This window comes from Cupriavidus sp. H18C2 (assembly GCF_049393795.1).
Taxonomy (GTDB): Bacteria; Pseudomonadota; Gammaproteobacteria; order Burkholderiales; family Burkholderiaceae; genus Cupriavidus; species Cupriavidus pauculus_C.
Map to the genome: position 1 here is coordinate 931,574 of NZ_CP186010.1, position 21,250 is coordinate 952,823.

The window sequence follows — 21,250 nt, forward strand, 5'->3', positions numbered from 1 at the left end:
AGATGCCAAGACAAGGCACGACGCAGGCGGCGCATTCCGCGCTGCAGCGATCGCAAGTGAAAGGAAATCATCATGGCAGTTGCCAATATCAACAAGTCCGAAGTCATCCAGAAGTTCGCCCGCGGTGCCAACGACACGGGTAGCCCCGAAGTCCAGGTCGCTCTGCTGACCACCCGCATCAACGAACTGACCCCGCACTTCAAGGCCAACATGAAGGATCACCACAGCCGCCGCGGTCTGCTGCGCATGGTGAGCCGTCGTCGCCGCCTGCTGGACTACCTCAAGGCCAGCGACGCCGATCGTTACCGTGCCCTGATCGAAGCCCTGGGCCTGCGCAAGTAAGGTCTGCGGATGGCAGCACGAGTCCTGCAAGCGTTGTTCGGGCACGACTTCCCGTGAGGCCGCGATGCCTGCGCCAGCACTGCTGGGGCAGGCATTTTGCTTTTCTGGTCCGGCGTTCGGTTGCCGGATCCAGCCGTTGATGTGATGTCTGTTTCACACTTGTTCCGGGCAACTGGCCCGGGCGCCGTTGCGCCACGCCGCGTGACGGGGTAAGTTACCTCGCTCTTTCTGTAGCTCTGACACACCGGAGCCGGCCTAGGAAACGGGGTTTTGTGTCATTCCATCGCGTGGCGCGCCTGTCGCCTCGCATCGCCCGGGAGCACCGGGCGGTGGCGCGATGGAATGGCATAGCACTTCCCTGCGACTGCGGACCGGGAACCATCCGGCAGTTCGCCTGCCGCTGCGAGCGCAGGCGTCCGCCCGCCGAATCTGTTAACGGCGGGCAAGCATGAATCAAGGAACGCTCATGACCATGTTCAACAAGATCGTCAAGGAATTCCAGTGGGGCCAGCACACGGTCCGCATGGAAACCGGCGAAATCGCGCGCCAGGCATCCGGCGCCGTGATCGTCGACGTGGAAGACACCGTGGTGCTGGCCACCGTGGTGGCGGCCAAGAGCCCGAAGGCTGGCCAGGACTTCTTCCCGCTGACCGTCGACTACATCGAGAAGACCTACGCCGCCGGCAAGATCCCCGGCGGCTTCTTCAAGCGCGAAGGCCGTCCGTCGGAAAACGAGACGCTGACGTCGCGCCTGATCGACCGTCCGCTGCGTCCGCTCTTCCCGGAAGGCTTCTACAACGACGTGCAGGTGGTGATCCACGTGCTGTCGATCAACCCGGAAGTGCCGGCCGACATCCCGGCCCTGATCGCCTCGTCGGCCGCGCTGGCCGTGTCGGGCATCCCGTTCAGCGGCCCGGTGGGCGCCGCCCGCGTGGGTTACAAGGACGGCCAGTACCTGCTGAACCCGACCCGTTCGCAGATCGCCGCGTCGGACCTGGACCTCGTGGTCGCCGGTACCGAGCGTGCCGTGCTGATGGTGGAATCGGAAGCCAACCAGCTGTCGGAAGAAGTGATGCTGGGCGCCGTGGTCTACGGCCACGAGCAGATGCAGATCGCCATCAACGCGATCCACGACCTGGTCCGTGAAGGCGGCAAGCCGGAATGGGACTGGGCGCCGGCCGCCAGGAACGAGGCGCTGATCGCCAAGGTCAGCGAGATCGGCCTGCCGCTGCTGCAGGAAACGTATCAACTGCGCCAGAAGTCGGCCCGCAGCGCCAAGCTGAAGGAAGTCTACGCCACGGTGCAAGACAAGCTGGCCGAAGCCGGCGTGGAAGCCGACAAGGTGGAAGTGGGCAACGTCCTGTTCGACCTGGAAGCCAAGATCGTGCGTGGCCAGATCCTGGCCGGCGAGCCGCGTATCGACGGCCGCGACACGCGCACGGTGCGCCCGATCGAGATCCGCTCGTCGGTGCTGCCGCGCGCCCACGGTTCGTCGCTGTTCACGCGTGGCGAGACCCAGGCGCTGGCCGTGGCCACGCTGGGCACCAAGAGCGACGAGCAGATCATCGACGCACTGGCCGGCGAGTACCGCGACCGCTTCATGCTCCACTACAACATGCCCCCGTTCGCCACCGGCGAGACGGGCCGCGTGGGCAGCCCGAAGCGCCGTGAAATCGGCCACGGCCGCCTGGCCAAGCGCGCGCTGATCCCGGTGCTGCCGAAGGAAGACGAGTTCGCCTACACGATCCGCCTGGTCTCGGAAATCACCGAGTCGAACGGTTCGTCGTCGATGGCTTCGGTCTGCGGCGGCTGCCTGGCACTGATGGACGCCGGCGTTCCGGTCAAGGCGCACGTGGCCGGCGTGGCCATGGGCCTGATCCTGGAAGGCAACAAGTTTGCCGTGCTGACCGACATCCTGGGCGACGAGGATCACCTGGGCGACATGGACTTCAAGGTGGCCGGTACCGACACGGGTATCACGGCGCTGCAGATGGACATCAAGGTGCAGGGCATCACCAAGGAAATCATGCAGGTGGCGCTGGCGCAGGCCCGCGAAGGCCGCATGCACATCCTGGGCAAGATGCAGGAAGCGATGGGCCATGCCCGCACCGAGCTGTCGGCGCACGCACCGCGCATGATCACGATGAAGATCCATCCGGACAAGATCCGCGAAGTGATCGGCAAGGGCGGCTCGACCATCCAGGCGCTGACCAAGGAAACGGGCACGACCATCGACATCCAGGAAGACGGCACGATCACGATCGCGTCGACGTCGACCGACGGCATGGCCGAGGCCAAGCGCCGCATCGAGGGCATCACCGCGGAAGCCGAAGTGGGCAAGATCTACGCCGGGACCGTGCTGAAGCTGCTGGACTTTGGCGCCATCGTGAACATCCTGCCGGGCAAGGACGGTCTGCTCCATATCTCGGAGATCGTCAACGAGCGCGTGAAGGACATCAAGGACTGGCTGAAGGAAGGCCAGCAGGTGCGCGTGAAGCTGATCCAGGCTGACGAGAAGGGTCGCCTGCGCCTGTCGCTGAAGGCGGCGCTGGCCGAAGAGGGCGGCAGCATCAGCCCGATCGTCCAGCAGGGCGATGCCCCCGCGTCGGCCTCGCCGGAGCAGCAGCAGTAAGCTGTAGCCCCTACAGGCAGTAACGGTAAAAGCGGCTGGCAATGTCCAGCCGCTTTTTTGTTTACACTGCCGGACAGTCTTCGATCCCCCTGCGCGCAGCACACTGGCGCGCGGCGTCCCCCCATTAATGAGGAGTCATCATGAAAGCCATCGAGATCCGTGAATACGGCGGCCCTGAAGTCCTGCAGGAGACCCAGCGTCCCGATCCGGAACCGAAGGCCGGTGAGATCCTGATTCGTGTCGCGGCGGCGGGCATCAACCGTCCCGACGTGTTCCAGCGCACGGGCAACTATCCCGTGCCGCCGGGTGCTTCGGACCTGCCCGGCCTGGAAGTGGCCGGCGTGGTGGTGGGCGGCGACCTGTCGAACGCGGCCAACCGCTTTGGCCTCAAGGTGGGCGATCGGGTTTGTGCGCTGGTCCAGGGCGGTGGGTACGCGGAACTGTGCACCGCGCCGATCGAGCAATGCCTGCCGGTGCCCGAGGGCCTGAGCGACATCGAGGCGGCGGCGCTGCCCGAGACGTTTTTCACCGTCTGGAGCAATGTGTTCGACCGCGGCCAGCTCGGCAAGGGTCCGCGCGGGGCGGCGGAGACGCTGCTGATCCAGGGCGGGTCGAGCGGCATCGGCACCACGGCGATCCAGATCGCCAAGGCGATGGGCTTCAAGGTTTTCGTGACGGCCGGCAGCGACGACAAGTGCAAGGCGTGCGAAGAACTGGGCGCCGACCGGGCGATCAACTACAAGACGCAGGATTTCGCGGCCGAGGTGAAGGCGCTGACCGACGGCAAGGGCGTGGACGTGATCCTGGACATGGTGGCCGGCTCGTACCTGGCGCGCGAACTGTCTTGCATCGCCGACGACGGCCGGATCGTCATCATCGCGCTGCTGGGCGGCGCCAAGGCCGAGATCCCGCTGGGCGACATCCTGCGCCGGCGCATCACCATCACCGGGTCGACGCTGCGTCCGCGCCCGGCGTCGTTCAAGGGCGCCATCGCCCAGGCGCTGCACCAGAATGTCTGGCCGCTGCTGGCGTCGGGCAAGATCAAGCCCGTGATCTACAAGGTGTTCCCGGCCGCGCAGGCCGCGGACGCGCACCGTCTGATGGAATCGAGCGAGCACACCGGCAAGATCGTGCTGACCTGGTAAGCCGCGCGCGGGCGGCCCCGACTGCATCGGCAGCGATGCAATTGTGGGCCGCCGGCCACTGGCTGTCCGCAATTGACCGTCACGCGCTGGCGGCACCCCCTTGACCACGCTACAATAGCCGGTTTGATCGAGAGGGGACCCTTGTGAGACAAAAGCTGGTCATCGGCAACTGGAAGATGCATGGCAGTCTGGCGGCGAACGCCGGCCTGCTCGACGCCATCAAGGCAGCGCCGGCCAAGGCGAAACTGGCTGTCTGCGCGCCGTTCCCCTATCTTGCCCAGTGCCAGTCGCTGCTCACCGGTTCCCAGGTCGCCTGGGGCGCCCAGGACACTTCGGCCGAGACGCGCGGTGCGTTCACCGGCGAGGTCGCCGCACCGATGCTGGCCGAATTCGGCTGCGCCTACGTGCTGGTGGGACACTCCGAGCGCCGTACCTATCATGGCGAGACGGATGCCACCGTGGCCGCCAAGGCGCTGCGGGCGCTGGAATCGAGCATCGTGCCGGTGGTCTGCGTCGGCGAGACGCTGGCCGAGCGCGAGGCGGGCCAGACCGAGGCCGTGGTGGGTCGCCAGCTCCAGGCCGTGCTCGATGCGCTGTCTATTGAACAACTGGGTCGCATTGTCCTGGCCTATGAGCCCGTCTGGGCCATCGGCACCGGCAAGACCGCGACCAGCGAGCAGGCCCAGGCCGTGCACGCCGCGCTGCGCGCGCAGGTGGCCCGCAAGGACGCCGGCGTTGCCGGGCGCGTGGCCATCCTGTACGGCGGCAGCGTCAAGCCGGACAATGCGGCTGAACTGTTTTCGATGTCCGATATCGACGGGGGGCTGATTGGCGGCGCCTCGCTGAAGGCGGATGATTTCCTCGCGATCGGCAACGCCTGAATGCCGGATGCGACTGTCTGATCAGGCAAGTACGAAACGAATCTAACGAAATGGCAATTTTCAAGACTCTGTTGGTCATTGTGCAGGTCCTGTCCGCGCTGGGCGTGATCGGCCTCGTCCTGCTGCAGCATGGCAAGGGCGCTGACGTCGGCGCGGCGTTCGGCTTCGGCGCATCGGGCAGCCTGTTCGGTGCCTCGGGCTCGGCGAACTTCCTGTCCCGCACGACGGCTGTGCTGGCGGCGCTGTTCTTTGCCTCGACGCTGGGCCTGACGTTGCTGGGCAACTACAAGCCCCTGGCTTCGGTGGGCGTCATGGGCGCGGCCCAGCAGCCGCAGACGGTGCCGGCTTCGGCCCCCGCAGCATCGGCCGCGGCAGCGTCTGCCGCTTCTGCGCCGGCTGCCCCGGCAGTGCCGAAGTAACCCGCCAGATCGGCGCAATAATCGAACAGTGTGTTCGCGGATTCCTGAGTTAATTTGCAGTTGTGCATTGAACAATTCGGGAATCATGAGTTAGAATGCAGGGCTTGAAACGATTCCCCAGCGCGGGGCAAAAGCGGGAGGAAAGACTTCTTCCGCCAAGCTTCGTAGGGCCTGAAAACCCGGCGCAAGGCAATATTGTTTCTCCCCCAGCCGACGTGGTGAAATTGGTAGACACGCTATCTTGAGGGGGTAGTGGCGAAAGCTGTGCGAGTTCGAGTCTCGCCGTCGGCACCAAACAATTGATCGGAAGTCATTGACGCATCCCTGTCATGCATGGGCTGCAGCATGGCTCTCCGGCAGTCCGCAAGGCGGCGCCGTAGCTAAGACGGGATGGCGCCTGGGGTGGGCAACAGGTCGCCGCTAGCTGGTGCTGTTGACAACATTCCAGATAAGGCTGGCCGTACCTTGACTCTCGAAGCCTACTTCCCCGTCCTCATCTTCATCCTGTTTGGCATCGTGCTCGGTGTGGCACTGATGTCGATCGGCAGGATTCTCGGTCCCAACAAGCCTGACGCAGCGAAGCTGTCGCCGTACGAGTGCGGCTTCGAAGCATTCGAGGACGCGCGCATGAAGTTCGACGTGCGCTACTACCTCATCGCCATCCTGTTTATCCTGTTCGATCTCGAAACTGCCTTCCTGTTTCCGTGGGGCGTTGCCCTCAAGGACATCGGCTGGCCGGGATTCATCGCCATGGGCGTGTTTCTGCTGGAATTCATCGTGGGCTTCGTCTACATCTGGAAAAAGGGCGCGCTCGATTGGGAGTGATGTGAAATGGCAATCGAAGGCGTTCTCAACGAAGGCTTTGTCACGACGACCGCTGACAAGCTGATCAACTGGACCCGCACGGGTTCCCTCTGGCCCATGACGTTCGGTCTGGCCTGCTGTGCCGTGGAAATGATGCACGCCGGCGCCGCGCGTTACGACATGGACCGCTTCGGCGTGATCTTCCGCCCGTCGCCGCGTCAGTCCGACGTGATGATCGTGGCCGGCACGCTGTGCAACAAGATGGCCCCCGCGCTGCGCAAGGTCTACGACCAAATGGCCGAGCCGCGCTGGGTGATCTCGATGGGCTCGTGCGCCAACGGCGGCGGCTACTACCACTACTCGTATTCGGTGGTGCGTGGCTGCGACCGCATCGTGCCGGTCGACATCTATGTTCCGGGCTGCCCGCCGACGGCGGAAGCGCTGATCTACGGCGTGATCCAGCTCCAGAACAAGATCAAGCGTACCAACACCATTGCGCGCAAGGGCTGACATGGCGAACCTCGACACCCTCAAGGCCACCCTCGAGAAAGTACTGGGCAAGCGCGTGCAGAGCCTGATCGAGGCGACCGGCGAACTGACGCTGATCGTCAAGGCCGCCGACTACCTGGACGCCGCGCGCCTGCTGCGCGACGACCCCTCACTGCATTTCGAGCAAGCGCTGGACCTCTGCGGCGTCGACTATTCCGACTATGCCGAAGGCACCTGGGATGGTCCCCGCTTTGCCGCCGTCACCCAGCTGCTGTCGATCAAGCACAACTGGCGCCTGCGCCTGCGCGTGTTCGCGCCGGACGACGACATGCCGGTCGTGCCGTCGCTGATCGACGTCTGGAACTCGGTGAACTGGTTCGAGCGCGAGGCGTTCGACTTCTACGGCATCGTGTTCGAAGGCCACCCGGACCTGCGCCGCATCCTGACCGACTACGGTTTCGTCGGCCATCCGTTCCGCAAGGACTTCCCGGTGTCAGGCTACGTGGAAATGCGCTACGACCCCGAGCAGAAGCGGGTCATCTACCAGCCGGTGACGATCGAGCCGCGCGAAATCACGCCGCGCGTGATTCGCGAGGAAAACTACGGCGGCACGAAGCACTGAGAACGGCGTCATGGCAGATATCAAGAACTACACCCTCAACTTCGGTCCCCAACACCCGGCAGCCCACGGCGTGCTGCGCCTGGTGCTGGAGCTGGACGGCGAAGTCATCCAGCGTGCCGATCCCCACATCGGCCTACTGCACCGCGCCACCGAGAAGCTGGCCGAGCAGAAGAGCTGGATCCAGAGCGTTCCCTACATGGACCGTCTCGACTACGTGTCGATGATGTCCAACGAACACGCCTACGTGATGGCGATCGAGCGGCTGCTGGGCATCGAGGTGCCGATCCGCGCGCAGTACATCCGCGTGATGTTCGACGAGATCACCCGCCTGCTGAACCACCTGATGTGGATCGGCGCCCACGCGCTGGACGTGGGGGCGATGGCCGTGTTCCTGTACGCGTTCCGCGAGCGCGAGGACATGTTCGACATGTACGAGGCGGTGTCCGGCGCGCGCATGCACGCGGCGTACTACCGTCCGGGCGGCGTCTACCGCGACCTGCCGGACACGATGCCGCAGTATCGCGCGTCGAAGATCCACAACGAGCGCGCCATCAAGGTCATGAACGAGGCCCGTTCGGGCTCGCTGCTGGACTTCATCGAGGACTTCACGAACCGTTTTCCGACGTACGTGGATGAATATGAGACGCTGCTGACCGATAACCGTATCTGGAAGCAGCGCCTTGTGGACATCGGCGTGGTCACGCCGGAGCGTGCCCTGCAGCTTGGCTTCACCGGCCCGATGCTGCGTGGCTCGGGCATCGAGTGGGACCTGCGCAAGAAGCAGCCCTACGAGGTGTACGACCAGCTCGACTTCGATATCCCGGTGGGCACGGCCGGCGACTGCTACTCGCGCTACCTGGTGCGGGTGGAGGAAATGCGCCAGTCGAACCGCATCATCAAGCAGTGCATCGACTGGCTGCGCCGCAACCCGGGCCCGGTGATCACCGAGAACCACAAGGTGGCACCGCCGTCGCGCGTGGACATGAAGTCGAACATGGAAGAGCTGATCCACCACTTCAAGCTCTTCACCGAAGGCATCCACGTGCCGCCGGGCGAGGCGTATGCCGCGGTGGAGCACCCGAAGGGCGAGTTCGGCATCTACGCGATCTCGGACGGGGCGAACAAGCCGTATCGCCTGAAGATCCGCGCCCCGGGGTATGCCCACCTGGCCGCGCTGGACGAAATGGCCCGCGGCCACATGATTGCGGACGCGGTCACGATCATCGGTACGCAGGACATCGTGTTCGGCGAGATCGACCGCTAAGGGATACCGGCAGGCACGCGGTATCCCGTCACAGGCCGTTGTCCGGACGACGTTTCCGGGCGTGTTCGGCCGGCCCCGGCGGTAACGGTGGCGGCAGGCGATGCCTGCGACGGACCGGCAAGGAATGCGCTGGAGCATTCCGGGCCGGCGGAACATGGCAGCGACGGCTGCAAACCAGTGGAGCCGCGCGACAGTCGCGACGGCTCCGCCGTATTACTGCAATGACCATGCTATCAGCAGAAGCTCTCAAGGAAATCGATCGCGCGATCGCGAAGTATCCGGCCGACCAGAAGCAGTCGGCCGTGATGGCGGCCCTCGCCGTGGCACAGGGCGAGGTGGGCTGGGTTTCCCCCGAAGTCATGCAGTTCGTCGCCAGCTACCTGGAAATGCCGCCCGTGTGGGTGGAAGAGGTGGCCACGTTCTACAACATGTATGACACCAAGCCGGTGGGCAAGTACAAGCTCACCGTCTGCACCAACCTGCCGTGCGCGCTGTCCGGCGGCGAGCGGGCCGGTGAATACCTGAAGCGCAAGCTCGGGATCGACTACAACGAGACCACCGCCGACGGCTGCTTCACGCTGAAGGAAGGCGAGTGCATGGGCGCCTGCGGCGATGCACCGGTGATGATCGTCAACAACACCCGCATGTGCAGCTTCATGAGCGACCAGAAGCTCGACGCCCTGGTCGACGAGCTCAAGGCCGAAGCCGCCGCCAAGGGGGACAAGTAACATGACCTCTCTGCACGACCGTCACATCAAGCCGCTGATCCTGGCCGGCCTGGACGGCAAGAACTGGCACCTCGAGGACTACGTCGCGCGCGGTGGCTACCAGCAACTGCGCCGCATCCTCGAGCAGAAGGTAACGCCCGAGCAGGTGATTGCCGACGTCAAGGCGTCGGGCCTGCGTGGCCGCGGCGGTGCGGGCTTTCCCACCGGCCTGAAGTGGAGCTTCATGCCGCGTTCGTTCCCGGGCCAGAAGTACCTGGTCTGCAATACGGACGAAGGCGAGCCGGGCACGTTCAAGGACCGCGACATCATCCGCTACAACCCCCATGCGCTGATCGAAGGCATGGCCATCGGGGCGTACGCGATGGGCATCACCGTGGGGTACAACTACATCCACGGCGAAATCTGGAACGAGTACAAGATCTTCGAGGAAGCCCTGGAGGAAGCGCGCCGCGCCGGTTTCCTGGGTGACAACATCCTGGGTTCGGGCTTCAGCTTCCAGCTCCACGCGCACCATGGCTACGGCGCCTACATTTGCGGCGAGGAAACCGCGCTGCTGGAGTCGCTGGAAGGCAAGAAGGGCCAGCCGCGCTTCAAGCCGCCTTTCCCGGCCAGCTTTGGCCTGTACGGCAAGCCGACCACGATCAACAACACCGAGACGTTCGCCGCGGTGCCGTTCCTGCTGGCCGTGGGCCCGGAGGAATACCTGAAGATGGGCAAGCCGAACAACGGCGGCACCAAGATCTTCTCGGTATCGGGCGACGTCGAGCGTCCGGGCAACTACGAAATCCCGCTGGGCACGCCGTTCTCCACGCTGCTGGAGCTGGCGGGCGGCATGCGCGGCGGCAAGGCGCTCAAGGCGGTGATCCCCGGCGGCTCGTCGGCCCCGGTGGTGCCGGCGGACCTGATGATGGCGTCGACCATGGACTACGACTCGATCGCCAAGGCCGGCTCGATGCTGGGCTCGGGCGCCGTGATCGTCATGGACGAGACGCGCTGCATGGTGCGGTCGCTGCTGCGCCTGTCGTATTTCTACTTTGAGGAATCGTGCGGCCAGTGCACGCCGTGCCGCGAAGGCACCGGCTGGCTCTATCGCATGGTGAATCGTATTGAACACGGAGAAGGCCGCCAGGAAGACCTGGACCTGCTCAATAACGTCGCGGAAAACATCATGGGTCGCACGATTTGCGCGCTCGGCGATGCCGCGGCGATGCCGGTACGCGGCATGCTCAAGCACTACTGGAAGGAGTTCGAGTATCACGTCGAACACAAGCAGTGCATGGTCCCGGCCCATTCCTGAAGCGTGGCAGAACATGGTTGAACTCGAGATCGACGGCAAGAAGGTGGAGGTTGCGGAAGGCATCCTCGTCATGGAAGCAGCCCGCAAGCTGGGCACTTACATCCCGCACTTCTGCTACCACCGCAAACTGTCCATCGCGGCGAACTGCCGCATGTGCCTGGTCGAAGTGGAAAAGGCGCCCAAGGCGCTGCCCGCCTGCGCCACCCCGGTGACGCCCGGCATGAAGGTCTTCACGAACTCTGAAAAGGCCGTCAAGGCCCAGAAGTCCGTGATGGAATTCCTGCTGATCAACCACCCGCTCGACTGCCCGATCTGCGATCAGGGCGGCGAATGCCAGCTGCAGGATCTGGCGGTGGGCTACGGTGCATCGGAGTCGCGCTACAAGGAAGAAAAGCGCGTGGTGTTCCACAAGAACGTGGGCCCGCTGATCTCCATGGAGGAGATGACGCGCTGCATCCACTGCACCCGCTGCGTGCGCTTTGGCCAGGAAGTGGCCGGCGTGATGGAGCTGGGCATGCTGAACCGCGGCGAGCACTCGGAAATCACGACGTTCGTCGGCCAGACCGTGGATTCGGAGCTGTCCGGCAACATGATCGACCTGTGCCCGGTTGGCGCGCTGACCAGCAAGCCGTTCCGCTATTCGGCCCGTACGTGGGAACTGGCGCGCCGTAAGTCGGTGTCGCCGCACGACGGCGTGGGCGCCAATATCGTGGTCCAGACCAAGAACCAGCGCGTGATGCGCGTGGTGCCGCTGGAAAACGAGGACGTCAACGAGTGCTGGATCTCGGACAAGGACCGCTTCTCGTACGAAGGCGTGAACAGTGCCGACCGCGTGACCCGTCCGATGCTCAAGCAGGGCGGCCAGTGGATCGAAACCGACTGGCAGACCGCGCTGGAATACGTGGCGAACGGCCTGGCCGGCATCAAGCGCGAGCATGGCGCCGACCAGATCGCCGCCATCGCCAGCCCGCACAGCACGCTGGAAGAACTGTTCCTGCTGGGCAACCTGGTGCGTGGCCTGGGCAGCGACAACGTCGACTTCCGCCTGCGCCAGACCGATTTCTCGGCGGCCCTCAAGGGTGCGCCGTGGCTGGGCATGCCGATTGCCGACGTGACCACGCTGCAACGGGCGCTGGTGATCGGTGCCTCGCTACGCAAGGATCAGCCGCTGCTGGCTTCGCGCCTGCGCCAGGCTGTCAAGAAGGGTGCCCGCGTGGCCGTGATCGGCACCGGTGGTGAAGACCTGCTGATGCCGGTGGCTGCCCGTATCGACGTGGCCCCGTCGGGCTGGACCGCCGCACTGGCCGGTGTGGCGCGTGCCGTGGCCGCCGCCAAGGGCGTTGCCGCCCCGGCCGGCACCGATGGCTTCGATGGTGGCGATGCCGCCAAGGCCGTGGCCGACGCGCTGGTGTCGGGCGAGCGCCGTGCCGTGTTCCTGGGCAACGAGGCCGTGCGCCACCCGCAATTCTCGGCGCTGCACGCGCTGGCACAGTGGATCGCCACGGAAACGGGCGCCACGCTGGGCTTCCTGACCGAAGCCGCCAACACGGTCGGCGGCTACATCGCCGGCGCGCTGCCGCAGCAAGGCGGCGCCAACGCGCAGGCCATGTTCGACACGCCGCGCCGGGCCTACATCGTGCTGAACGCCGAAGTCGAATTCGATACCGCCGATGCGCGCAAGGCCCTGGCCGCGCTGCAGCAGGCCGGTACGGTGGTGGTGCTGTCGCCGTTCCGTTCGGAAGCGGCCATGCAGTATGCCGACGTGATCCTGCCGATCACGCCGTTCACCGAGACCGCCGGTACGTTCGTGAACGCCGAGGGCCGTGCCCAGAGCTTCAACGGCGTGGTCCGTGCGCTGGGCGAATCGCGTCCGGGCTGGAAGGTGCTGCGCGTGCTGGGCAACCTGCTCGACGTGCCGGGCTTCGACTTCGACACCGCCGAGTCCGTGCGCGATGCCGCGCTGGTCAAGCTGGCGCCGGAGCAGCTGAACAACGCCACCGATGCCCCGATCCGCGTGACGGCCGCTGCCGCCGGCGGTATCGAGCGCATCGCCGACGTGCCGATCTATCACGCCGACCCGATCGTGCGCCGTGCCGATTCGCTGCAGCTGACCGCCGCCGCGCGCCGCGCGATGACGGTGGGCCTGTCGCCCGAGCTGTTCGACAAGCTCGGCGTGCAGGCGGGCGATCCGGTGCGCGTGACGCAGGACGGTGCCAGCGTGGTGCTGCCCGCGGCGCTGGAAAAGACGCTGCCGGCCAACGCCGTGCGCGTGCCTGCCGCCACCGTGGCCGCCGCGACGCTGGGCCCGCTGTTCGGCAACGTCACCGTTGAGAAAGCCATCGACCTGTCGGCCGGCCAGAACGCCGCCGCGACGGCCACCGTATAAGAAGAGCGAGATAGCAACATGATCGATCTCATTACCTCGCAAGGCCAGGCCATCTTCGGCAGCGCTTGGACGCTGATCTGGATCCTGGTCCGTGCCGTGGTCATTGTGGTGCCGGTGCTGCTGTGCGTGGCCTACCTGATCCTGTGGGAGCGCAAGCTGATCGGCTGGATGCACGTCCGTATCGGCCCGAACCGCGTGGGTCCGCTGGGCCTGCTGCAGCCGATTGCCGACGTGCTGAAGCTGCTGCTCAAGGAAGTCATGTTCCCGTCGCAGGTGAACAAGGGCATGTACCTGGTGGCGCCGCTGATGGTGCTGATGCCGGCCGTGGCCGTGTGGGCCGTGATCCCGTTCCAGCCCGAAGTGGTGATGGCGGACGTGAACGCCGGCCTGCTGTACGTGATGGCCATCAGCTCGGTGGGCGTCTACGGCGTGATCCTGGCAGGCTGGGCTTCGAACTCGAAGTACGCGTTCATCGGCGCCATGCGTGCCGCCGCGCAGATGGTGTCGTACGAAATCGCCATGGGCTTCGCGCTGGTCACCGTGCTGATGGTGGCGGGCAGCCTGAACCTGTCGGCGATCGTGAACGGCCAGAACGTCGGCTACTTCGCGGACAAGGGCATCAACATCCTGTCGTGGAACTGGCTGCCGCTGCTGCCGATGTTCGCCGTGTACTTCATCTCGGGCGTGGCGGAAACGAACCGCCACCCGTTCGACGTGGTGGAAGGCGAATCGGAAATCGTGGCCGGCCACATGATCGAATACTCGGGCATGACGTTCGCGCTGTTCTTCCTGGCCGAGTACATCAACATGATCATCATCTCGACGATGACCTCGTTGCTGTTCCTGGGAGGCTGGGCGCCGCCGTTCTCCAGCTTCATCACGAACGCGATCCCGGGCTTCTTCTGGCTGGTGATCAAGGTTTTCCTGCTGCTGTCGGTGTTCATCTGGATCCGCGCCTCGTTCCCGCGTTACCGCTATGACCAGATCATGCGTCTGGGCTGGAAGATCTTCATTCCGCTGACCGTGGCGTGGCTGATCATTGTGGCGATCTGGATCAAGTCGCCGTGGAACATCTGGCACTGAGAGGCCAGGCGATGGCGCGCCGCCCGAACGGGCAGGGCGCGCCGCGCGGAAATACTTAGGAAGCAATCGTCATGCTGCTCGCCATCAAGGACTTCTTCAACAGCCTGCTCCTGAAGGAACTCTTCAAGGGCATGGCACTGACCGGCCGTTATCTCTTCGCCCGGAAAGTGACCGTCCAGTTCCCCGAAGAGAAGACGCCGATGTCGCCGCGTTTCCGCGGCCTGCACGCGCTGCGCCGCTACCCCAACGGGGAAGAGCGCTGCATCGCCTGCAAGCTGTGCGAGGCGGTGTGCCCGGCGCTGGCCATCACGATCGAGTCCGACGTGCGTAACGACGGCACGCGCCGCACCACGCGCTACGACATCGACCTGACCAAGTGCATCTTCTGCGGCTTCTGCGAGGAAGCCTGCCCGGTGGACGCCATCGTCGAGACGCACATCTTCGAATACCACGGCGAAAAGCGCGGCGACCTGTACTTCACCAAGGACATGCTGCTGGCCGTGGGCGACCGCTACGAGCCGCAGATTGCCGCGGCCAAGGCTGCCGACGCGAAGTACCGCTGAGCGCAGCAAGCTGGACGGAAGCGGGGCACACGGTGCAGCGCTTCCGGCAACGAATTTGAAGTGGCCCCTCAGGGGCACGCAACCAAGAGAAGGATGCCGCGCCAGCGGCGGGCCGCCCCCGGGCAGCCTGCGGCAGCGCGGCTCAAAGAGGATCCGATAGGGACCATGGAACTCACGACAGCCATCTTCTATGCCTTTGCCCTGGTGCTGGTGCTTTCCGCACTGAAAGTCATCACGGCAAAGAACCCGGTGCACTCCGCACTGTTCCTCGTCCTGGCGTTCTTCACCGCCGCGGCGATCTGGATGATCCTGAAGGCCGAGTTCCTCGCCATCCTGCTGGTGCTGGTCTACGTGGGCGCCGTGATGGTGCTGTTCCTGTTCGTGGTGATGATGATCGACATCGACATCGAGCACCTGCGCCGCGACTTCTGGACCTACGTGCCAATGGCGTCGATCGTCGGTGCGCTGATCATCGCCGAAATGGCCATCGTGCTCGTGCGCAACTTCATTGGCACGACCAACGCGGTGCTGCCGCCGGGCGCGCAGGACCCCAACTACTCGAACACCCATGCTCTGGGCAAGCTGATCTACACGGACTACGTGTACGCCTTCGAAGTGGCGGGCGTGATCCTGCTGGTGGCGATCATCGCCGCCGTGGCGCTGACGCTGCGCCGCCGCAAGGACGTCAAGGCCCAGGACGTGGGCGCCCAGCTTCGCGTGCGCCGCGACGAGCGCGTGCGCATGGTGAAGATGCCGGCCGAGGGCCGGGCCCAAGCGGACGCAGCCTCCGCCAACAAGAACTAAGCCCGGAGAACCCGCTGTGTTGTCTCTCGCCCATTTTCTCGTCCTCGGTGCCATCCTGTTCGCGATCAGCATCGTCGGCATCTTCCTGAACCGCAAGAACGTCATCGTGCTGCTGATGGCGCTGGAACTGATGCTGCTTGCGGTGAACATCAATTTCGTCGCCTTCTCGCACTACATGGGCGACCTGGCCGGACAGGTTTTCGTTTTCTTCATCCTTACGGTGGCCGCCGCCGAGTCGGCAATCGGTCTGGCAATCCTGGTCGTGCTGTTCCGTAACCTGGACACGATCAACGTGGACGACATGGATACCCTCAAGGGCTGACATGACCGCTCACGACATGAACCAAGACTGCATCCCGACCGCACACCAATAAGCGTCCTATGGCAACCACGCTCAACCCCAACCTGCTGCTGGCCATCGCGCTGGCACCGCTCGCCGGTGCCGCGATAGCCGGTCTGTTCGGTACCAAGTTCTTCGGCACGTTTTCCTCGGAGTCGCGCGGCGGCCGGATCGTGGCCCATTCGGCGACGATTCTCGGCGTGGCCGTGTCGTTCGTCCTGTCGGTGATGGTGCTGCTCGACGTGATGCACGGCGCCGGCTACAACGGCACCGTGTACGAGTGGATGGCCATCGGCTCGCTGAAGATGGAAGTCGGCTTCCTGGTCGATTCGCTGACCGCGATGATGATGGTCGTGGTGACCTTCGTGTCGCTGATGGTGCATATCTACACCGTCGGCTACATGGAAGGGGACCCCGGCTACAACCGCTTCTTCGCCTACATCTCGCTTTTCACCTTCTCGATGCTGATGCTGGTGATGAGCAACAACTTCCTGCAGCTGTTCTTCGGCTGGGAAGCCGTGGGCCTGGTGTCGTACCTGCTGATCGGCTTCTGGTACACGCGCCCGACCGCGATCTTCGCGAACCTGAAGGCGTTCCTGGTCAACCGCGTCGGCGACTTCGGCTTCATCCTCGGTATCGGCCTGCTGCTGGCCTACAGCGGCAGCATGAACTACACCGACGTGTTCGCGCAGCGCGAGCAACTGGCAACCGTGATCTTCCCGGGCACCGACTGGCTGATGATCACCGTGGCGTGCATCTGCCTGTTCATCGGCGCGATGGGCAAGTCGGCGCAGTTCCCGCTGCACGTGTGGCTGCCTGACTCGATGGAAGGCCCGACCCCGATCTCGGCGCTGATCCACGCGGCCACGATGGTGACCGCCGGCATCTTCATGGTGTCGCGCATGTCGCCGCTGTTCGAGCTGTCGGACACCGCGCTGTCGTTCGTGCTGGTCATCGGCGCGATCACCGCGCTGTTCATGGGCTTCCTGGGCATCATCCAGAACGACATCAAGCGCGTGGTGGCCTATTCCACGCTGTCGCAGCTCGGCTACATGACCGTGGCGCTGGGCGCTTCGGCCTACTCGGTGGCCGTGTTCCACCTGATGACGCACGCGTTCTTCAAGGCGCTGCTGTTCCTGGGTGCCGGCTCGGTCATCATCGGCATGCACCACGACCAGGACATCCGCAACATGGGCGGCCTGCGCAAGTACATGCCGATCACGTGGATCACGTCGCTGGTGGGTTCGCTGGCGCTGATCGGCACGCCGTTCTTCTCGGGCTTCTATTCGAAGGACTCGATCATCGAGGCCGTGGCCGAGTCGCACCTGGCCGGTTCGGGCTTCGCGTACTTCGCGGTACTGGCCGGCGTGTTCGTGACCGCGTTCTATTCGTTCCGCATGTACTTCCTGGTGTTCCACGGTGAAGAGCGCTTCGGCAAGGCCCATGCGCACGACCACCATGACGACCATCACGAAGAGGAAGACGGCCACGACGAGCATCATCACGGCCTGGCGCCGGGCCAGAAGCCGCACGAGTCGCCGTGGGTGGTGACGCTGCCGCTGGTGCTGCTGGCGATCCCGTCGGTCGTGATCGGCGCCATCGCCATCGAGCCGATGCTGTTTGGCGACTTCTTCAAGCATGGCCTGGCCTTCAAGGACGTGATCTTCGTCGGCGAGAACCACCACGCCATGGAAGAGCTGAAGCAAGCGTTCCACGGCTGGGTGCCGATGGCGATCCACTCGCTGACGACGCCGGTGCTGTGGCTGGCCATCGCGGGCGTGGTGCTGTCGTGGTTCTTCTACATGAAGCGCCCGGACATCCCCGAAGCCATCAAGCAACGCTTCTCGGGCCTCTACAAGCTGCTGGACAACAAGTACTACATGGATGCGATCAACCAGGCGGTGTTCGCCCGCGGTGCGCGCATGCTGGGTACGGGCCTGTGGAAGGGCGGCGACCAGAGCTTCATCGACGGCCTGTTCGTCAACGGTTCGGCCCGCGTGGTGGCGTCGTTCGCCGCGGCCAGCCGCTACCTGCAGTCCGGCTACATCTACCATTACGCTTTCGCGATGATCATCGGCATGCTGGTGCTTTTGACGCTGACGATCACTGGCGTGATAGGCACCAAGTGATAGGCACCGAGTAAGGAAAACAAACAAATGGTTCTGTCTCTCGCAATCTGGCTGCCTATCTTCTTCGGCCTGCTGGTATTGATGTTCGGCTCCGACAACAGCAAGGGCTTCGTGCGCTGGATGTCGCTGTTCGGCGCCATCGCCAGCTTCGTCGTGACGCTGCCGCTGGTCTTCCATTTCGATACGTCGACGGCTGCCATGCAGTTCGTCGTACAGGCGCCGTGGATCGAGCGCTTCAACATCGCCTACCACCTGGGCGTCGATGGCATCTCGATGTGGTTCGTGGTGCTGACCGCGTTCATCACCGTGATCGTCGTGATCTCGGCCTGGGAAGTGATCACCGAGCGCGTGGCCGAGTACATGGCGGCGTTCCTGATCCTGTCGGGCCTGATGGTCGGCGTGTTCTGCGCGCTGGACGGCATGCTGTTCTACGTGTTCTTCGAGGCCACGCTGATCCCGATGTACATCATCATCGGCGTCTGGGGCGGCCCGAACCGCGTGTACGCCGCGTTCAAGTTCTTCCTCTACACGCTGCTGGGCTCGCTGCTGACGCTGGTTGCGCTGCTGTACCTGTACAACAAGACCGGTACCTTCGACATCCAGTCGTGGCACCAGGCCAAGCTGACGTTCGAAGAGCAGATCGCGATCTTTGTGGCGTTCTTCATGGCGTTCGCCGTGAAGGTGCCGATGTGGCCGGTGCACACCTGGCTGCCGGACGCCCACGTGGAAGCGCCGACCGGCGGCTCTGTGGTGCTGGCCGCGATCATGCTGAAGCTGGGCGCCTACGGTTTCCTGCGTTTCTCGCTGCCGATCGCGCCGGACGCCAGCCACTACATGGCTCCGTTCATCATCACGATCTCGCTGGTCGCGGTGATCTACATCGGCCTCGTGGCGCTGGTGCAGTCCGACATGAAGAAGCTGGTGGCGTATTCGTCGATCGCCCACATGGGTTTCGTCACGCTGGGCTTCTTCATCTTCAATGACCTCGGCGTCGAGGGCGGCATCATCCAGATGATCTCGCACGGCTTCGTGTCGGGCGCGATGTTCCTGGGCATCGGCGTGCTGTACGACCGTGTGCACTCGCGCCAGATTGCCGACTACGGCGGCGTGGTGAACGTGATGCCGAAGTTCGCCGCGTTCTCGGTGTTCTTCGCCATGGCCAACTGCGGCCTGCCGGCCACGTCGGGCTTCGTCGGCGAGTTCATGGTCATCCTGGCGTCGGTCAAGTTCAACTTCTGGATCGGCCTGCTGGCCGCCACCGCCCTGATCCTGGGCGCGGCTTACTCGCTGTGGATGGTCAAGCGCGTGATCTTCGGCGAGATCGTGCACCAGCACGTGCGCGAACTGGTGGACCTGAACAAGCGGGAATTCCTGATGTTCGGCCTGCTGGCCATCCTGACGCTGTACATGGGCCTGTACCCGAAACCCTTCACCGACGTGATGCACGCCTCGGTGGTGAACCTGCTGTCCCACGTGGCACAGTCCAAGCTGTAAGCGGGGGAGAGAAATATCATGCAATCGTCCTCTAGCCTGGCCCCGGTGGCGCCAATCATCTTCCTGGCGATCGCCATTGCGGCGATCAACTGGATCGACCTCGCGCGCGGCAAGGGCCGCACCAGCGTGGCCTACCCGCTCTCGCTGCTGACCACGCTGGTCCTGACCGTCTGGTTCGCGATCGATGCGGCCAACGGCCAGACGCACTACGCGTTCGCCAACCTGGTGGTCATCGACCCGATGGCCAACGTGCTGTCGGCGTTCTGCGCGCTGGGCATGTTCCTGACGCTGATCTACACGCGCACCTACCTGGGCAACCGGGACATGAACGCGGGCGAGTTCTACATGCTCGCGCTGTTCACGCTGGGCGGCCAGCTTGTGATGATCACCGGCAACAACTTCCTGACCCTGTACCTGGGCCTGGAACTGCTGTCGCTGTCGTCGTACGCGCTGGTGGCGCTGCGCCGCGATTCGCGCGTGACGTCGGAATCGGCCATCAAGTACTTCGTGCTGGGCGCGCTGGCGTCGGGCTTCCTGCTGTACGGCATGTCGATGATGTACGGCGCCACCGGTTCGCTGAACCTGGGCGAAGTCTTCCGCGTGGTGGAGTCGGGCCGCGTCAACACGACGATGCTGGCCTTTGGCGTGGTGTTCATCGTGGCCGGCGTGTCGTTCAAGCTGGGCGCCGCTCCGTTCCACATGTGGATCCCGGACATCTACCAGGGTTCGCCGACCGCGGTGACGCTGCTGATCGCAGCCGGCCCGAAGGTTGCCGCATTCGCGCTGATCATGCGCCTGCTGGTGGAAGGGCTGCTGCCGCTGGCGTCGGACTGGCAGGTGATGCTGGTGGGCCTGTCGATCGTGTCGCTGGTGATCGGCAACCTGACCGCCATCGTCCAGACCAACCTGAAGCGGATGCTGGCGTACTCGACGATCTCGCACATGGGCTTCATCCTGCTGGGCATGCTGTCCGGCGTGGTGGCCAGCAAGGCCGATGGTGCCGCCAATGCGTACAGCGCGTCGATGTTCTACTCGATCACGTACATGCTGACCACGCTCGGCACGTTCGGCCTGATCCTGATCCGCACGCGCAAGGGCTTCGAAGCCGAGACGCTGGACGACCTGAAGGGCATGTCGCGCCGCCATCCGTGGTTCGCCTTCCTGATGCTGGTGATGATGTTCTCGATGGCCGGCATCCCGCCGACCGTCGGCTTCTACGCCAAGCTGGCCGTGCTGTCGGCCGTGGTGAAGGCCGGCATGAGCTGGCTGGCCATCCTGGCCGTGGTGTTCTCGCTGATCGGCGCGTTCTACTACCTGCGCATCGTCAAGCTGATGTACTTCGATGCCCCGGCTGGCGAAGAGCCGCTGGAAGCGTCAGCGGGCCTGCGCTCGGTGCTGAGCCTGAACGGCCTGGCGGTGATCCTGCTGGGTATCTTCCCGGCCGCGCTGATGAACCTGTGCTACCAGGCCATCCGCGCGACGCTGGCGTCGTAACGTAACAAGGTGGCGCGATGAGTTCCTCGGCGGGCGGTTGGTTTGTCATTCTGCTGGCACTGGTATGTGCCAACCTGCCGTTCGTCAACCAGCGCCTGTTCGCGGCGGTGGGGCTCAGGTGGGCCCGCAAGCCGCTGTGGCTGCGCCTGGTGGAACTCGTCGTCTGGTACGCGGTGGCTGGCGCCGCCGGCTTTGCGGTGGAATCGGGCCTTGGCAACGTGTTCCCGCAGGGCTGGCAGTTCTACGCCATCACGGCCTGCATGATGCTGGTGTTCGCCTTCCCGGGCTTCACCTGGCAATACCTGGTCAAACATCGCACGGCCTGAGGGCTTGC

At 64.4% G+C, this 21,250-nt stretch carries 20 protein-coding genes and 1 tRNA gene; all 21 read left to right on the forward strand.

Annotated features, from left to right (window positions below):
* The first annotated feature begins 72 nt into the window (after nt 1-72).
* The 21 genes from rpsO (at nt 73) to EPAKOI_RS04560 (ending at nt 21,242) form a co-directional block, all read left to right on the forward strand.
* The gene (gene rpsO, locus EPAKOI_RS04460; protein WP_124684877.1) at nt 73-342 is read left to right on the forward strand and encodes a 30S ribosomal protein S15; all 270 of its coding nucleotides are present in this window, start codon (nt 73-75) and stop codon (nt 340-342) included.
* A 466-nt stretch (nt 343-808) separates the two neighbouring features.
* Nucleotides 809-2,974: a polyribonucleotide nucleotidyltransferase gene (gene pnp / locus EPAKOI_RS04465; RefSeq protein WP_124684876.1), complete on the forward strand. Its 2,166-nt coding sequence runs from the start codon at nt 809-811 to the stop codon at nt 2,972-2,974.
* A 140-nt stretch (nt 2,975-3,114) separates the two neighbouring features.
* A complete protein-coding gene (locus EPAKOI_RS04470) occupies nt 3,115-4,119 on the forward strand; it encodes an NAD(P)H-quinone oxidoreductase (protein ID WP_124684875.1) in 1,005 nt (334 codons plus the stop codon).
* Nucleotides 4,120-4,262: 143 nt separating this feature from the next.
* Complete coding sequence (tpiA, locus tag EPAKOI_RS04475; RefSeq protein WP_423193071.1) at nt 4,263-5,000, forward strand: triose-phosphate isomerase; 738 nt, start codon at nt 4,263-4,265, stop codon at nt 4,998-5,000.
* A gap of 50 nt (nt 5,001-5,050) precedes the next feature.
* On the forward strand, nt 5,051-5,419 hold the full coding sequence (gene secG / locus EPAKOI_RS04480; protein ID WP_423193072.1) for a preprotein translocase subunit SecG: 369 nt from the start codon (nt 5,051-5,053) through the stop codon (nt 5,417-5,419).
* 209 nt (nt 5,420-5,628) lie between these two features.
* Nucleotides 5,629-5,713: transfer RNA gene (locus tag EPAKOI_RS04485), tRNA-Leu, on the forward strand.
* A gap of 171 nt (nt 5,714-5,884) precedes the next feature.
* The gene (locus EPAKOI_RS04490) at nt 5,885-6,244 is read left to right on the forward strand and encodes an NADH-quinone oxidoreductase subunit A (RefSeq protein ID WP_124684872.1); all 360 of its coding nucleotides are present in this window, start codon (nt 5,885-5,887) and stop codon (nt 6,242-6,244) included.
* Nucleotides 6,245-6,250: 6 nt separating this feature from the next.
* Nucleotides 6,251-6,733 carry a NuoB/complex I 20 kDa subunit family protein gene (locus EPAKOI_RS04495; protein ID WP_008643342.1) on the forward strand — a complete coding sequence of 161 codons (483 nt, stop codon included), beginning with the start codon at nt 6,251-6,253 and terminating at the stop codon, nt 6,731-6,733.
* Between the two features lies 1 nt (nt 6,734).
* The gene (locus EPAKOI_RS04500) at nt 6,735-7,334 is read left to right on the forward strand and encodes an NADH-quinone oxidoreductase subunit C (RefSeq protein WP_423193073.1); all 600 of its coding nucleotides are present in this window, start codon (nt 6,735-6,737) and stop codon (nt 7,332-7,334) included.
* Between the two features lie 10 nt (nt 7,335-7,344).
* Entirely contained in the window at nt 7,345-8,598 is a 1,254-nt protein-coding gene (locus EPAKOI_RS04505) for an NADH-quinone oxidoreductase subunit D (protein ID WP_124684870.1), read from the forward strand.
* A 227-nt stretch (nt 8,599-8,825) separates the two neighbouring features.
* Complete coding sequence (nuoE, locus tag EPAKOI_RS04510) at nt 8,826-9,326, forward strand: NADH-quinone oxidoreductase subunit NuoE (protein WP_061957852.1); 501 nt, start codon at nt 8,826-8,828, stop codon at nt 9,324-9,326.
* Nucleotide 9,327: 1 nt separating this feature from the next.
* On the forward strand, nt 9,328-10,623 hold the full coding sequence (nuoF, locus tag EPAKOI_RS04515; protein ID WP_313835799.1) for an NADH-quinone oxidoreductase subunit NuoF: 1,296 nt from the start codon (nt 9,328-9,330) through the stop codon (nt 10,621-10,623).
* Between the two features lie 13 nt (nt 10,624-10,636).
* A complete protein-coding gene (nuoG, locus tag EPAKOI_RS04520; RefSeq protein WP_423193074.1) occupies nt 10,637-13,009 on the forward strand; it encodes an NADH-quinone oxidoreductase subunit NuoG in 2,373 nt (790 codons plus the stop codon).
* A gap of 18 nt (nt 13,010-13,027) precedes the next feature.
* On the forward strand, nt 13,028-14,092 hold the full coding sequence (gene nuoH, locus EPAKOI_RS04525; RefSeq protein WP_124684867.1) for an NADH-quinone oxidoreductase subunit NuoH: 1,065 nt from the start codon (nt 13,028-13,030) through the stop codon (nt 14,090-14,092).
* Between the two features lie 71 nt (nt 14,093-14,163).
* Nucleotides 14,164-14,655, forward strand: a complete 492-nt coding sequence (gene nuoI / locus EPAKOI_RS04530) for an NADH-quinone oxidoreductase subunit NuoI (protein WP_124684866.1) — start codon at nt 14,164-14,166, stop codon at nt 14,653-14,655.
* 165 nt (nt 14,656-14,820) lie between these two features.
* On the forward strand, nt 14,821-15,459 hold the full coding sequence (locus EPAKOI_RS04535; protein ID WP_124684865.1) for an NADH-quinone oxidoreductase subunit J: 639 nt from the start codon (nt 14,821-14,823) through the stop codon (nt 15,457-15,459).
* Between the two features lie 16 nt (nt 15,460-15,475).
* Complete coding sequence (gene nuoK, locus EPAKOI_RS04540; RefSeq protein ID WP_092138821.1) at nt 15,476-15,781, forward strand: NADH-quinone oxidoreductase subunit NuoK; 306 nt, start codon at nt 15,476-15,478, stop codon at nt 15,779-15,781.
* Nucleotides 15,782-15,840: 59 nt separating this feature from the next.
* Nucleotides 15,841-17,928, forward strand: a complete 2,088-nt coding sequence (nuoL, locus tag EPAKOI_RS04545) for an NADH-quinone oxidoreductase subunit L (RefSeq protein WP_124684864.1) — start codon at nt 15,841-15,843, stop codon at nt 17,926-17,928.
* 27 nt (nt 17,929-17,955) lie between these two features.
* Nucleotides 17,956-19,422: an NADH-quinone oxidoreductase subunit M gene (locus tag EPAKOI_RS04550; RefSeq protein WP_124684863.1), complete on the forward strand. Its 1,467-nt coding sequence runs from the start codon at nt 17,956-17,958 to the stop codon at nt 19,420-19,422.
* Nucleotides 19,423-19,440: 18 nt separating this feature from the next.
* Nucleotides 19,441-20,916 (forward strand): NADH-quinone oxidoreductase subunit NuoN, encoded by a 1,476-nt coding sequence (gene nuoN, locus EPAKOI_RS04555; protein WP_124684862.1) that lies wholly within the window; start codon nt 19,441-19,443, stop codon nt 20,914-20,916.
* A 17-nt stretch (nt 20,917-20,933) separates the two neighbouring features.
* Nucleotides 20,934-21,242: a DUF2818 family protein gene (locus EPAKOI_RS04560; protein ID WP_124684861.1), complete on the forward strand. Its 309-nt coding sequence runs from the start codon at nt 20,934-20,936 to the stop codon at nt 21,240-21,242.
* The last annotated feature ends 8 nt before the right edge of the window (nt 21,243-21,250 follow it).

Bases quoted from the DNA above. Each gene is read 5' to 3' on its own strand.
- nuoE (WP_061957852.1), top strand. From the start codon at position 8,826: ATGCTATCAGCAGAAGCTCTCAAGGAAATCGATCGCGCGATCGCGAAG.
- EPAKOI_RS04505 (WP_124684870.1), top strand. From the start codon at position 7,345: ATGGCAGATATCAAGAACTACACCCTCAACTTCGGTCCCCAACACCCG.
- pnp (WP_124684876.1), top strand. From the start codon at position 809: ATGACCATGTTCAACAAGATCGTCAAGGAATTCCAGTGGGGCCAGCAC.
- secG (WP_423193072.1), top strand. From the start codon at position 5,051: ATGGCAATTTTCAAGACTCTGTTGGTCATTGTGCAGGTCCTGTCCGCG.
- EPAKOI_RS04495 (WP_008643342.1), top strand. From the start codon at position 6,251: ATGGCAATCGAAGGCGTTCTCAACGAAGGCTTTGTCACGACGACCGCT.
- nuoH (WP_124684867.1), top strand. From the start codon at position 13,028: ATGATCGATCTCATTACCTCGCAAGGCCAGGCCATCTTCGGCAGCGCT.
- nuoI (WP_124684866.1), top strand. From the start codon at position 14,164: ATGCTGCTCGCCATCAAGGACTTCTTCAACAGCCTGCTCCTGAAGGAA.
- nuoF (WP_313835799.1), top strand. From the start codon at position 9,328: ATGACCTCTCTGCACGACCGTCACATCAAGCCGCTGATCCTGGCCGGC.
- EPAKOI_RS04500 (WP_423193073.1), top strand. From the start codon at position 6,735: ATGGCGAACCTCGACACCCTCAAGGCCACCCTCGAGAAAGTACTGGGC.
- EPAKOI_RS04560 (WP_124684861.1), top strand. From the start codon at position 20,934: ATGAGTTCCTCGGCGGGCGGTTGGTTTGTCATTCTGCTGGCACTGGTA.
- EPAKOI_RS04535 (WP_124684865.1), top strand. From the start codon at position 14,821: ATGGAACTCACGACAGCCATCTTCTATGCCTTTGCCCTGGTGCTGGTG.
- nuoN (WP_124684862.1), top strand. From the start codon at position 19,441: ATGCAATCGTCCTCTAGCCTGGCCCCGGTGGCGCCAATCATCTTCCTG.
- nuoL (WP_124684864.1), top strand. From the start codon at position 15,841: ATGGCAACCACGCTCAACCCCAACCTGCTGCTGGCCATCGCGCTGGCA.
- EPAKOI_RS04470 (WP_124684875.1), top strand. From the start codon at position 3,115: ATGAAAGCCATCGAGATCCGTGAATACGGCGGCCCTGAAGTCCTGCAG.
- rpsO (WP_124684877.1), top strand. From the start codon at position 73: ATGGCAGTTGCCAATATCAACAAGTCCGAAGTCATCCAGAAGTTCGCC.
- nuoG (WP_423193074.1), top strand. From the start codon at position 10,637: ATGGTTGAACTCGAGATCGACGGCAAGAAGGTGGAGGTTGCGGAAGGC.
- EPAKOI_RS04550 (WP_124684863.1), top strand. From the start codon at position 17,956: ATGGTTCTGTCTCTCGCAATCTGGCTGCCTATCTTCTTCGGCCTGCTG.